General features: G+C 69.2%; 11 protein-coding genes and 1 pseudogene. 8 read left to right on the top strand and 4 right to left on the bottom strand.

What is annotated here, in order from left to right:
- Positions 1 to 559 precede the first annotated feature (559 nt).
- The 3 genes and pseudogenes from STTU_RS34760 to STTU_RS33515 all read left to right on the top strand — a co-directional run.
- Positions 560 to 856, top strand: a complete 297-nt coding sequence (locus STTU_RS34760) for a hypothetical protein (protein ID WP_158678811.1) — start codon at positions 560 to 562, stop codon at positions 854 to 856.
- Positions 856 to 1329, top strand: a complete 474-nt coding sequence (locus STTU_RS25115) for a hypothetical protein (protein WP_007828018.1) — start codon at positions 856 to 858, stop codon at positions 1327 to 1329. Before STTU_RS34760 ends, STTU_RS25115 begins: the two co-directional genes overlap by 1 nt.
- A gap of 47 nt (positions 1330 to 1376) precedes the next feature.
- Positions 1377 to 1584 (top strand): annotated as a pseudogene (locus STTU_RS33515) (IS1380 family transposase); the annotation flags it as partial.
- A gap of 142 nt (positions 1585 to 1726) precedes the next feature.
- Here the strand turns inward: STTU_RS33515 and STTU_RS25120 are convergent.
- Both STTU_RS25120 and STTU_RS25125 read right to left on the bottom strand, forming a co-directional pair.
- A complete protein-coding gene (locus STTU_RS25120) occupies positions 1727 to 2341 on the bottom strand; it encodes a TetR/AcrR family transcriptional regulator (RefSeq protein ID WP_007828023.1) in 615 nt (204 codons plus the stop codon).
- Positions 2341 to 3189 carry an oxidoreductase gene (locus tag STTU_RS25125; protein WP_007828025.1) on the bottom strand — a complete coding sequence of 283 codons (849 nt, stop codon included), beginning with the start codon at positions 3187 to 3189 and terminating at the stop codon, positions 2341 to 2343. The genes STTU_RS25120 and STTU_RS25125 overlap by 1 nt, the downstream gene beginning before the upstream one ends.
- A gap of 504 nt (positions 3190 to 3693) precedes the next feature.
- Between STTU_RS25125 and STTU_RS25130 the strand changes: the two genes are divergently transcribed.
- The 3 genes from STTU_RS25130 (at position 3694) to STTU_RS25140 (ending at position 7058) form a co-directional block, all read left to right on the top strand.
- Positions 3694 to 4887, top strand: a complete 1194-nt coding sequence (locus STTU_RS25130; protein ID WP_043256303.1) for a sensor histidine kinase — start codon at positions 3694 to 3696, stop codon at positions 4885 to 4887.
- On the top strand, positions 4880 to 5545 hold the full coding sequence (locus STTU_RS25135) for a response regulator (protein ID WP_031033690.1): 666 nt from the start codon (positions 4880 to 4882) through the stop codon (positions 5543 to 5545). The genes STTU_RS25130 and STTU_RS25135 overlap by 8 nt, the downstream gene beginning before the upstream one ends.
- Positions 5546 to 5765: 220 nt before the next feature.
- The gene (locus STTU_RS25140) at positions 5766 to 7058 is read left to right on the top strand and encodes a serine hydrolase domain-containing protein (RefSeq protein WP_007828031.1); all 1293 of its coding nucleotides are present in this window, start codon (positions 5766 to 5768) and stop codon (positions 7056 to 7058) included.
- Between the two features lie 228 nt (positions 7059 to 7286).
- Here the strand turns inward: STTU_RS25140 and STTU_RS25145 are convergent, their stop codons facing one another.
- Complete coding sequence (locus tag STTU_RS25145; protein ID WP_234019317.1) at positions 7287 to 8132, bottom strand: helix-turn-helix domain-containing protein; 846 nt, start codon at positions 8130 to 8132, stop codon at positions 7287 to 7289.
- A gap of 94 nt (positions 8133 to 8226) precedes the next feature.
- On the opposite strand from STTU_RS25145, the gene STTU_RS25150 reads away from it, so the two are divergent.
- On the top strand, positions 8227 to 9003 hold the full coding sequence (locus STTU_RS25150; RefSeq protein WP_031033694.1) for an alpha/beta fold hydrolase: 777 nt from the start codon (positions 8227 to 8229) through the stop codon (positions 9001 to 9003).
- A gap of 1253 nt (positions 9004 to 10256) precedes the next feature.
- On the opposite strand, the gene glnA is transcribed toward STTU_RS25150, so the two are convergent.
- Complete coding sequence (glnA, locus tag STTU_RS25155) at positions 10257 to 11666, bottom strand: type I glutamate--ammonia ligase (protein ID WP_007828043.1); 1410 nt, start codon at positions 11664 to 11666, stop codon at positions 10257 to 10259.
- 266 nt (positions 11667 to 11932) lie between these two features.
- On the opposite strand from glnA, the gene STTU_RS25160 reads away from it, so the two are divergent.
- The gene (locus STTU_RS25160) at positions 11933 to 12400 is read left to right on the top strand and encodes an RDD family protein (protein ID WP_175417745.1); all 468 of its coding nucleotides are present in this window, start codon (positions 11933 to 11935) and stop codon (positions 12398 to 12400) included.
- Positions 12401 to 12566: the final 166 nt, after the last annotated feature.

Genomic DNA, 12566 nt, shown 5'->3' on the forward strand with positions numbered 1-12566 from the left:
CCTCTGACCTGGGGTTTCTTTTTCGGATGACCTTGGAATCTCGGCAAATCGGGCACCGTCCGCCTGTGCATCGTAATGCGTAGGTCGGAGGTTTGGTTTCTGTGACGAGATCGACGATCCAACGCTCTGACCTGGTCTTTTATCTGCCCGTAGGGGATGGAGCATGCTGGCGCAAAGGATCCCGGTGGACACCCGGTGGACAGCCGTGCGTGACACTCCATCAGGGGACTCTCGCTGGCCCTGGGGCGAGGGGGAAATCCACCGGTCGCCGATGGGACGACCGCGTCGTCGAGACTGTCCGGTCCTGACAGATCTCACGTCCGGCTCGGGTCTCGGCGAAGATTGGTCGTGAGAACGCTCCGTAGCTGATCTGAGGGCGCAGAAGGAGTGGCTGCGTCGGTGCATGCGGGAGCGTCGGCCCATTTCAGAGCGAGATCAGCACTACAGGTTCGGTGCTCTCGTCGTCCCTGGATCTCAGGGTGCGCGGCCTGTTATCGAGCCGGGCGACGAGCGGCAAACGGTATCAGTACGGCATAAGGTGCGCGTAGCATTAATGGTCATGGATCTCGTGGCACGCGTACGCCGGGCGTTGGGTGAACAGGCTATCCACCCAACGGAGTTTGAACGCTGTGCCTGTGCGCTCCTGCAATCGCAGTACCCCGGTCTGTCCGCGGTTGAGGGCGGGCATGACTTCGGCCGCGACGCCGATATCTATTTTCCGTGGGGCCCCGAGGACCTGGACGCTCGTGGGCGTCTGCTTGTCACCACCGGTGATCCGGTGGCGAACCTGCGCACGGGCCTTCGCAGAATGCGCGAAGAGGGTGTGCAGGCCACTTCGGGTCGAAGGCGGAGCTGATGGCCGCGGTCGCCCGCCGCGTGATCGAGCCCATCAACGCGGCCCAGTGCGCAGGGCTCGACAAATTGCTCGCCCGGACCCCCGACCCATCGGTCGGCGAACTGGTGGAGGCATTCGCGGGGCCGCTGTTCGACGAGATGTCGGCCGGCGGCGCGGGCGGCGCCCGGACGTCCCGGCTGATCGTGACGATCCTCAGCGACCCGGCCGAGGAGGCGCGCGCCTGGACCGGCCCGGGCGAGGACATGGTCCGCGAGCGCTACCTCGCGGCCTTCGCGCGCGTACTGCCCGGCCTTTCCCCGGAGGAGCTGCGGTTCCGGATGCGGGGGATCCTTGCCGTGACGGCCGTCGACCGCCTCGAGGTCCACCAGCAGCCCTCCCCGGGTTGCACGTCCCCGGTAGCGGGCGAGGCAGCCCGGCGATGGGCGATCACGTTCCTGATGGCAGCGATGAGTGCGCCACCGACCCGGACCTGACGATCCGAGGCTGACGCTGACGGCGCGGGGCGGGCGGCGTTCACCCTGTGGACGAGAGTCAACTGGCCCTGACCCGAATGCCGAAGAAGTACCGGCGCGGACGGCAGACCCTGATATGCACCGACTCCGCGGGCGGCACCCACGATTTCGTCGCCCTGGTTCGCCCGGCGGGGACGGTGGCTGTCCTACTCGGTCGGCGTGGTGATCATCGAGGCGATCCACCAGCACGTGCTGAAGTTTCCGGCATCGGCCTGGAGGGAGTAGTAGCGGCAACGCCGCATGCCGTGTGTGGGCGAACACGTTGATCGTGCCCTCGGCTCCGGAGCGGACCGCTTGGCGGGTCCTCCGCTCGGGCGTCGGTTGCTCGGCACGTACTCACCAGCCGGTGCCAGATACCTCAGGTGATCAGACCGGCGCTGGTCAGCCAGATGTGTTCGCATGTCTCCGACGCCTCCTGAAGGTTCTCGCGGGATTCCTGTGAGGCGTGGTAGAAGGTCCGCTCGATCATCCAGCACAGGGCGCTTGCCATCGCCGGGGCCTGGTCTGGCGCGGTGCCGGCCTGGATGCCGGCGCGTTCGAGGACGGCGGTGATGGCCGCGATGAACAGGTCGGCCGTGTGATTCCACAGCTCGCCGATCTCCGGCACGGTCAGCGACAGGTCGATCGCCGTGCGCATGACCAGGCCGTGCTCGTTCCACAGCTCGACCGTGCGCCCCATGGCTGCCGCGATGGCCCGGCGCGGCTCGTCGGCCTCCGCGGTGGCCCTCGACCGCTCCCACAGGTGCTCGACGGTTCGAGCGACGAGTGCCGTGACCACTTCTTGCTTGGAGCCGAAGTAGAAGTACAGCGCGCCGCGGGTGATGCCGGCGCCCTGGGCGATGTCGCCGACGGTCATGGCGTCGTATCCCTTGTCCGCCAGCAGGGCCTCGCAGGTGTCGAGGATGGCCCGCTCCCGGACGTCGCCCTTGCGTTCGGCGGCGCGACGGCTTCGTGCGGGGTGGTGGCCGGGCATCAGAGCTGCGCGCCGTCGGCGAAGTCGGTCGTACGAGAGAGGGCCTTCCACGCGCGGATGTCCTCGTTCACGGCCGTGCGCGCGGCGGTGACCAGTCGCAGCGCGTCCGAACCCAGGACGAGGTGGGCCGGCGGCTGCTCGACCGACGCGATGTGGACGACCGCTTCCCCGGCCTTGGCCGGATTGCCCAGCTGGTTGCCGCTGGCCTTCTGTCGGGCCTCACGGATGGGGGCGAACAGCTCGTCGTAATCGTCGACGGTCCGCGCGGCGCGTGTCATGGACCGTCCGGCCCAGTCGGTGCGGAAGGAGCCGGGCTCGATCGCCGTCACGTGGATGCCGAACTGCGCGACCTCCTTGCCCAGGGCCTCGAGGATGCCTTCCAGGGCGAACTTGCTGCCGCAGTAGGCGGACATGCCGGGCACGGCCATGAGTCCGCCCATGGAGGTGACGGCCATCAGGTGTCCGCGGCGGCGTGCGCGCATGTGGGGCAGCGCCGCCCGCAGGGTGGCCACCGCCCCGAACACGTTGACCTCGAACTGCCGCCGCACCTCGGCCAGTGGGGTTTCCTCGAAGGTTCCCTCCAGGCCGTAGCCGGCGTTGGCGACGACGACGTCCAGGGAACCGACGCTGCGCTCGACCTCCGCGACCACGCCGGAAACGGCATCATCGTCGGTCACGTCCAGGATGCGGCCATGAGCGTGCCCGGACCTGAGTTCCTCGAAGGCCTGCAGATCCTTCTCGGAGCGGACGGTGCCGACCACGGTGTGCCCGGCAGCCAGGGCGGCTTGCGCGAAAGCGCGCCCCAGGCCCGTGCTCACGCCGGTGATGAGCCAGTTCTGCTTCTGCACTGTTCCTCCAGCAAGTCTTGCGAGGAGAGCCGGGTCGCTCCCTTCAGCAATAAAGTCTACACGGTGTCGATTTTTCTCGTTACTGCGTCGATTGTGGCGAGCCTCGCAGGATGGGGTGGGTTTTCAAGGTCACTCACGTTCCGCGCATCGCCCGGATCGGCGCCGTCAAGGTCCAGCACTCAGGCTGTCGACCGGGTTGGCGACGGATAAGGTCCGATCTGCCGCACGGGGAGGATCCTTTGGCGGTGACTCGGCCTACGTGCGAGGTCCGCCGGTTGGGCAGCCTCCTCGCGGCTCACCGGGCGGGTGGCGCGCAGGTCCTCGGTGTCGTGGTGGATGCCTGTCGGCAGGCAGGCGGTCTGTAGCGGGTCAGACCACCGGACGGCCATGGACCGTCCGGAACTGGGTTGCGGCGTCGTCGCTGCTGAGTGGGTTCTGCGAGGTGACGTGAAGTGGCTCTTTGGAGTGACGAGGACCTGTGCGCGAGGCCGTAGTGTCGGACGGATGAGAGTGAGGGACGGCAGGTGGCCCGGCTGGAGTGCCGATGCCGGGCTGGTCGTACTGACGTTTGTGCCGGCGCTGCTGTCGCAGCCGTACGTGGACACTTCCGGGCCGGCCTGGGTATCGCTCATGGCGTACGAGGCGGTGGGCGTGGTGGTCCTGCTGTTGCGGCGCCGACTGCCGGCCACCGCCTTCGTCGTGGGTTTCGGGGCTCTTCTGGTGGCGCTGGTGGGGAGTGCGGGCGAGGGGGCCAAGCTGTCGCCGCTGGTCTTCCTGCCATTGGCGGTGCTGCTTTACAACCTGGGCCACCACGGCGTGCACTGGCGGCGGACCGTAGCGGCGGTTCTCGGCGTCAGCGTGCTGAGCGCGGCCGGTCTGTGGGTGAACCGGATGACGACCGACTCCGGCGACTTCCAGGGCGGACTGGACGTCCTCGCCGCTCTGGCGCCGATGCCGCTGGCCTGGGTGATGGGGTTCGCCGCGCGCACCCGGCAGGAACTGCTGGTCGCGGCCGAGCGACGGGCGGCCGACGCGCGCCGGGCGCGGGACCTGGAGGCGGCGCAGGCCACGCAGCGCGAGCGGACACGGATCGCGGGCGAGATGCACGACGTGGTCGCGCACTCGCTGACCCTGCTTGTCGTGCACGCGGAGACGCTGCGGGCCCGCGGCGGCGAGCTGCCCGACTGGGCCCGTGCCCAGGTCGACGGCCTTGCCGCGGCGGGCCGGCAGAGCAGCGGCGAGCTGCGTGACCTGCTGCGGATGTTGCGCGGCCCGGCGGACGCCGTCCCGCTCCAGCCCGTGCCGGACCTCGGTGAGCTGGAGGCGCTGCTGGACAGCCACCGTGCCGTTGGCGGAACGGGCGGGCTGGCGATGGACGTCGCGCTGGAGTCCGTACCGGGACCGGTTCAGCTGGTGGTGTACCGCGTCGTGCAGGAGGCACTGGTCAACGCACGCCGGTACGCGCCCGGAGCGCCCGTCCAGGTGACCGTCCGCGGGAAGGACGGCGGTGAGCTGCGGTGTGAGGTCGTGAACGGCCGCGGGGTGCGGCGGGCCGCGGCCGGCGTGGGCATCGGGCTCGGCCTGGTCAGCATGGAGGAGCGGGTGGGCGCGCTGGGCGGCGAACTCGCCGCGGGCCCGACCGGTGACGGCGGCTTCCGCGTCGCAGCGACTATTCCGTGGGCGTACGCGGATGCCTGAGCAGATCAGCGTGCTCGTCGTGGACGACGAGCCGGTCATCCGTGCCGGACTGAGCGCGATCCTGGACAGTCAGGCGGACATCACCGTGGCGGGCACCGCGGACGACGGTGAGGAAGCCGTCGAGGCGTGCGCGCGGCTACGGCCTGATGTGCTGCTGATGGACATCCGGATGCCGCGCCGCGACGGACTGTGGGCGCTGGCCGAGCTGGGCCGCCGGGGGCTGCTCGGGCCGGGGCGCAGCCGGGCTCTCATGCTGACCACGTTCGACCTGGACGCCTACGTCGACGATGCGCTGGCGGCTGGGGCTTCCGGCTTCCTACTGAAGAACAGTTCGTACGAAGAACTGACCGGGGCCGTGCGTGCCGCGGCTGCCGGGCACAGCGCGCTGAGCCCGGCAGTGACCCAGCGGATCATCGAGGGCCATCTCAGCGGCCGGCGCCGGCCCAGCGACCAGGATCTGGCCCGGCTGCGGGACCTGACCGAGCGGGAGGTCGACGTGCTGCGTCTGATCCGGGACGGGCTGAGCAACGCCGAGATCGCCGACCGGCTTGTCGTCAGCCTGCACACGGTCAAGACGCACGTCAGCCGCGTGCTCACGAAGACCGGCTGCCAGAGCCGCGCGCAGGCGGCGGTGCTGGCCAGGAACACCCTGACCTGACCTTGGTCGGAGGGCGGGCCGGCGTGGCGCCGTACCCCGCGAAGTCATTCCTTGGAGTGAGCCCGCGCCGGTGGGAAGCCCGACTTCGAGCGATGTGCCGGCGGCGCGCCACTGACTGAATGGACGGTGTGCGCGGGACCCGTCGAACGGCCGCCCATCAGGCGGTCGCCCGGTCCCTCGACGCACACAGCACATCGTTACGCGCCGAAGGGAACTTCCCATGTCCGCACCAACACTGTCCCGCCAGCACCGAATCCGCCGCGGAGCGCTGATCATCGCCTTGACGACCTGCCTGGGCGCGGCGCTCGTGAGCTGCTCGGACGAGGCCGAACCGGCGGCCGGGCAGAGCGCGGCGAGCCCGGCGGCCGACACGCAGCTGGCCCGTCTCACGCAGCAGGCGGCCGACACCGGCTCCCTGGGCGTCATCGTCCGGGTCGACTCCGGCGACGGGAAGCCCGTCGAGATCGCCAAGCAGGCCGCTTGGACCAAGGACGACCACCGCCTCGCCGCCGGCGACCGGTTCCGAGTCGGATCCAACACCAAGACGGTCACCGCCACCCTCGTCCTGCAGCAGGTCGCCCAGCAGAAGATCAGCCTCGACGACACGGTCGAGAAGTGGCTGCCCGGCCTGGTCAAGGGCGGTGGGCACATCACCGTACGGATGCTGCTCAACCACACCAGCGGCCTGGGCGACTTCCTGCTGACCCCGCAATTCCTGCCCTCCCTCACCGGCCAGGAGAAGCGCACCTGGACGCCGCAGGAACTGCTCGCCATCACGCCCGAGCAGGACCCGCCGGCCGAGCCCGGCGAGACGTACTCCTACAGCAACGCCAATTACGAAGCGCTCGGGCTGATCCTGGAGAAGGCCACCGGGAGCAGTCTGGCCGAGCTGATCGAGCAGAAGATCACCAAGCCGCTGGGCATGAAGGACTCCTACCTCGCCACGAACGCAGACTGGGGCACCGGTAAAAACAGAGGCAAGCAGCACGTCACCGGCTACGAGCCGGACGCCGCGCGACTGAAGCAGATCCTGTCCGCAACCGTGGACCTGCCCGAAGGCGTCGGGTTCGCCGGACCCGAACGTCCCGACGACAACGTCGACACCGCCGCCATCGACCCGAGCTGGTCGTGGGCGGCAGGCGGCATGGTCTCCACCGCGGCGGACTGGCAGACGTTCCTCACCGCGCTGAACTCCGGCGAGTTGCTGCCCGAAACCCAGCTGAAGCAGATGCGGACCACCGTGGACGCGCCTGAGGAAGGCGGCGGCTACGGACTGGGGCTGATGCGGGTGGACACGGCCTGCGGCACGGTCTGGGGTCACACCGGCGGTCTGCCCGGCTACTCCAGTGAGATCTACACCGACGCCACCGGCACCCGCAGCGTCGCGGTCCTCACAAGTACGAACTTCGGCATCAAGGAAAAGAAGGCCGCCGCCACGAACAAGGCCCTCGTCGACGCCGCGACCTGCCAGATGCTCGGCAAGCCCCAGCCCTCGGACAGCCCGACCGGTTGACGGCCGCGGACATTGGCCGCATCCGCCTTCGCCGGCGGCCGCCTCGCTGCTGACCTGTACGAGACGCGCGCCATTACGCGCGTTCTGCACAGGAGGCCGGACGAGCCGCGTCCCGCTCGACCTCCCGGGCATCGGCACCACAGACCGGCACCGGCGGAACAGCGGGGTTCGTTCCCATCGAGCGAACCTTGGTGGAAGCAGCCGCCAGGGACTTTGAGCCGGACGTCCTCACTCGGTGGTCACCGTTGCCTGCCACGCGCCCGGGCGCATGCCTGTCGCCTTGCGGAAGAAGACCGAGAAGTTGGATGCGTCGGGGAAGCCGAGTACGTCGGCGCAGCGGGCGGCGGTGAGGCGATCGTGTGCGAGGAGCCGTTTGGCCTCCAGGACGATCCGTTCGACGATGTACGCCTTCGCGGTGCGGCCGGTGGCCTGCTGCACCGCTCGTGAGAGGGTGCGGGGCGCGTATCCCAGCGCACGGGCGTAGTAGCTGGCGTCGTGGTGCTGCCGGTAGTGCGCTTCGACGCTGGAGCGGAACGACCGGAACACCGCAGGGGCGAGCCGTGCTTCGGCGTGCGGGGGGTGCAGCCGGGTGATGAGCGCGGAGAGCAGGATTTCGGGCAGCTCTGTCCGGGAGCCACTGGGTGGGGCGGATGCTTCGAGGAGGAGATGGCTGCGTGCCGTGTCGACGAAGGACCAGTCGGCGTCGGGGATGCTCCAGTGTGCGGCCGGGTCGGGGGAGGCGGCCAGTTCTCGGGTGGCGTGGGTGACCGGCGCGGTCGGCACGAACAGCACGAGGTGCCCTGTCACGTCGGCGATGTCATTCCACTGGTGCACGGCGCCGGGTGGAATCCACACCGCGGAGCGGTCTTCGAGCGGGTGGCGGTGGAAATCGACGGTGACCGAGCCGGGTCCGGCGTCGATGACGGCGAGGACATGGAAGTCGGCGCGCTGTGTGCCGCCGTCGTTCAGCGCGCGAAGGCGGCCGAAGGTCATCGTCTCGACCGAGGAGGCGCGGCGTCCCACGGGTTGGTAGGTCATTTGCCGGATCACGCTCACGTGTCCATTTTCCACCATCGGGTGACCAGTCAGGCCGATGCCCCGTCCGCGGTGCAGCAGTTCAATGGATACACAGATGAATCGCTCAGAACATCGATCGGGAGGAACTGTCATGGATACGGCGCAGCAGGCGCTACTGCCCACTTACGACTATCGGCCGGGGACCGGACCCACTCTGGTGTTCCTGCACTACTGGGGTGGTTCCGCCCGTACCTGGGACCTTGTCGTCGACCGGCTGGCGGGCCGTGACGTGCTTGCGGTCGACTTCCGCGGGTGGAGCCGGTCGAGCGCTCTGCCCGGTCCCTACACGCTCGGTCAGCTCGCCGATGACACGCTCGCCGTGCTCGCCGACGCGGGGGTCACCGACTACGTCCTGGTGGGGCATTCGATGGGCGGCAAGGTCGCACAGCTGGTCGCGGCCACCCGGCCCGCCGGCCTGCGCGGCATCGTTCTCGTCGGCTCCGGCCCGGCGAAGCCGGCCGCACAGGTCACTCCCGAGTACCAGGAGGCCCTGTCGCACGCCTACGACTCCGCCGAGTCCGTGGCCGGGGCACGGGATCACGTCCTCACCGCGACCGAGCTGCCCGAGCCGGTCAAGGCGCAGATCGTGGAGGACTCGCGGAGTGGTGCCGACGCCGCCCGCGCCGAGTGGCCGCTGCACGGCATCGCGCAGGACATCACCGAACACACGCGCATGGTCAGCGTGCCCGCTCTCGTCGTCGCCGGAGAACACGACCAGGTCGAGCCCGTCGGCGTGCTCCGCGACAACCTGGTGCCCTACCTCCCCCACCCCGACTTCGTGGTGGTCCCCCACACGGGTCACCTGATCCCGCTGGAAGCCCCGGCCGCCCTTGTCGACGCCATCACCGCGTTCGCGCCGGTGACCTGACCGTCCCCACGGTCGCCGGGCAGGCCGCGACGGTGGGCAGCCCGCTGTAACAGCGGAGCTCGCGCTGGGCACCCACCGGCGCCGGCCGGTCCCGGAGGCGGCTGCCCGTGCGGTCGCCCCCGGCGGGCAGCGGATCGACACCGCCCCCGGCCAGGCGCGGCCCCCTCATCGCCCTTGCCCTGACCGCCCGCGCCTGCGCGTCGCCACCACGAGGACTGGGTTCTTCACCGCGGCCGCCAGCGCCGACGCCGTGAACGACGGCGCCTTCACGGGTCTTGAACGGAACGGCATGCGCCGCTATGCATCCTGCCCTTGGCGAGGTAGCGGGTGGTGGTGTTCAACATGCAGGAGTTGTTGCCCAGGACGTAGACGACGTGCCCGCTGTCGTCGACGCTGATCAGCCAGCGCGCGTGTCGAGAGATTCGGCAGTGGGGTCCGGAAGCCGGGGCAGACACAGGGCACGCCACGGGACTGCCGTAGTGGCGCTATGAGAGCTCGCCAGTGCTTCGCGGTGTCAGTAGTACGCCCTTCCGGCGCGGGATCAGGGCCGGTAAATGGTGTAGCAGTGCATCGGGGGTCCGGCGTCATTGGTACCAGGGCTCCGATGCGTCGCCCGGGGCGGTGCCTACGAAGGTGTCGGGGGCCGCGCATCGTAGGGAAGGCACAGTTGGCGTGGTGCCTTCGGTCCAGTGTGCGCGGTCCTCCGTGAGAGCCGCGAGGTGGACGGGGATGAGCGGCCGATCGGCTTCGCCGGTGGACGGGCGGTGGACAGACGCCTTTGGACGGTGCGGCACGAGGTGGCACTGGCCAAGCTGCTGCAGATGCTCTGACCAGGAAAAATGTCACGAGACGGTACGGCAGGGCACCCCCCGGCACGATCGCTCCCGGTCTCGTAATGCGTAGGTCTCGCTATCTGACGCGCACTCTTGGCACTCCACATCCGGCGACTCGCCGGTGGCGCTGAGCAGCCAGGAAGCAGGCAGCCTGGCGCGGCGAGCGAGAGCGTCGGCGTACGGACTTCTCTCCCGAACTATGTCGTCGCTGGGGTGACGAGGAACTGAGTGAGGCCACCATCCCGGAAGGGATGGCGGCCTCACCTTTACTGACGAAGCGTCAGGCGTCACCGGGCGCGGTGCACACGCGGTGCACGACAGGGTGGAAAGCGAACGGAAACAACGGGCACTAATGAGCAGCGTTTTAGCAGGTCAACCCGTGTGCCCGACGTATTCGCCCAGGTACCCCCGGCGTGCTCTTTAGATGTCGAAGTACAGCTCGAACTCGTGCGGGTGCGGCCGGAGCTGGATCGGGGCGATCTCGGCCGTGCGCTTGTAGTCGATCCAGGTCTCGATCAGGTCGGAGGTGAAGACACCGCCCGCCTGCAGGTACTCGTTGTCCGCCTCGAGGGCGTCGAGGACGGCCGGGAGCGAGGTCGGGACCTGGGGGACGCCCGCGTGCTCCTCGGGGGCCAGCTCGTAGAGGTCCTTGTCGATCGGCTCGGCCGGCTCGATCTTGTTCTTGATGCCGTCGAGGCCCGCGAGGAGGAGCGCCGAGAAGGCGAGGTACGGGTTCGAGGACGGGTCCGGGGCGCGGAACTCGACGCGCTTCGCCTTCGGGTTCGAGCCCGTGATCGGGATGCGCATCGCGGCGGAGCGGTTGCGCTGCGAGTAGACCAGGTTGACCGGGGCCTCGAAGCCGGGGACCAGGCGGTGGTACGAGTTCACCGTCGGGTTGGTGAAGGCGAGCAGCGAGGGCGCGTGCTTGAGGATGCCGCCGATGTAGTAGCGGGCGATGTCCGAGAGGCCCGCGTAGCCCTGCTCGTCGTAGAAGAGCGGCTGGCCGCCGGTCCACAGCGACTGGTGCACGTGCATGCCCGAGCCGTTGTCGCCGAAGATCGGCTTCGGCATGAAGGTCGCGGTCTTGTTGTTGCGCCAGGCGACGTTCTTCACGATGTACTTGAAGAGCATCAGGTCGTCGGCCGCGGCGAGCAGCGTGTTGAACTTGTAGTTGATCTCGGCCTGACCGGCCGTGCCCACCTCGTGGTGCTGGCGCTCGACCTCGAGGCCCGCCTTGTCCAGCTCCAGGGAGATCTCGGCACGCAGGTCGGCGAAGTGGTCGACCGGCGGGGCCGGGAAGTAACCGCCCTTGTAGCGGACCTTGTAGCCGCGGTTGTTCACCTCGGAGCCGGTGTTCCAGGCGCCGGCCTCGGAGTCGATCTCGTAGACCGAGCGGTTCGCCGAGGTCTCGAAGCGGACGCTGTCGAAGACGTAGAACTCGGCCTCGGGACCGAAGAACGCGGTGTCGGCGATGCCGGTCGACGCGAGGTACGCCTCGGCCTTCTTCGCCACGTTGCGCGGGTCGCGGCTGTACTGCTCGCCCGTGATCGGGTCGTGGATGAAGAAGTTGATGTTCAGCGTCTTGTCACGGCGGAAGGGGTCCACCCGCGCGGTCGTCAGGTCGGCGCGCAGCGCCATGTCCGACTCGTGGATCGCCTGGAAGCCGCGGATCGACGAGCCGTCGAAGGCCAGCTCCTCGGCCGGGTCGAACGCCTTCGCCGGCACCGTGAAGTGCTGCATCACACCCGGCAGGTCGCAGAAGCGGACGTCGACGAATTCCACGCCCTCGTCGGCGATGAACTTCTTGGCGTCATCGGCGTTCTGGAACATCCAACTCCTCCTCCTCCCACCCGGGGAGGGGCGGGGGTTTCAGCTCGTGCCCGTAGTCAGTGCGGTGACCCACGGTGGAGCCGACCATAGAAAGACGGGATTTCTCAAGCGTGACCCATTTGTTTCACCGAAGTTAACCACCTCGGGGCTCCTGAACGGCCCGGGTCACGGCGCGCGCCTACCCGCGTCCGCCGCCGTCACGCGCCCGGACGCGAGGGGCGGGGGCTGCCAAGGAGCGCAGGGCGCGGGCGCAGTACCGTGGAGCGGTGGACAACAGGGATGCAATGGGATCGTGGCTCTCGGGCCCGCGTGCCGCCGCCGAGGAGATGGGTGTCGACTTCGGGTACCGGGGCGAGCGCCTCGGCCTCCCGCAGGACGGACCCGGCTCCATCGCCCCCCTCGGCCGCCGCTTCGGCGCCCTCATCGTGGACTGGGCCCTGTGCATGCTCATCGCATACGGTCTCATCGCGCGCGGTGACCAGCAGGCGGCGGGGAACTGGGCGCTCGCGATCTTCTTCGTCCTGAGCCTGCTCACTCTCGGCACGGTGGGCGGCACCCCCGGCAAGGCCCTCTTCCGCCTCCGCGTCATCTCCGAGGACGGTGGCAGGCTCGGCATCGTCCGCGTCCTGATCCGCAGCGTGCTCCTCTGCATCGCCATCCCCGCCCTCATCTGGGACCGCGATTCCCGCGGCCTCCACGACCGCCTCGCGCGAGCGGTGCAGATCCGGGTCTGAGCCCCGGGGGCACGCGGCGTCGACGGGATGCCGGGTGAGTGCCCGTACGCCCCTTGGCACGGGCCCCGTGGGGAGCGGCATGTTCTTCACGGTGCCGCCCGTCACCGCGCGTCCGTACCCCCGGCGAAGGCCGGAACCCCTACGCCCAAGGCTGTCTCACGCCGAA

The sequence above is a fragment of the Streptomyces sp. Tu6071 genome, from assembly GCF_000213055.1.
Taxonomy (GTDB): Bacteria; Actinomycetota; Actinomycetes; order Streptomycetales; family Streptomycetaceae; genus Streptomyces; species Streptomyces evansiae.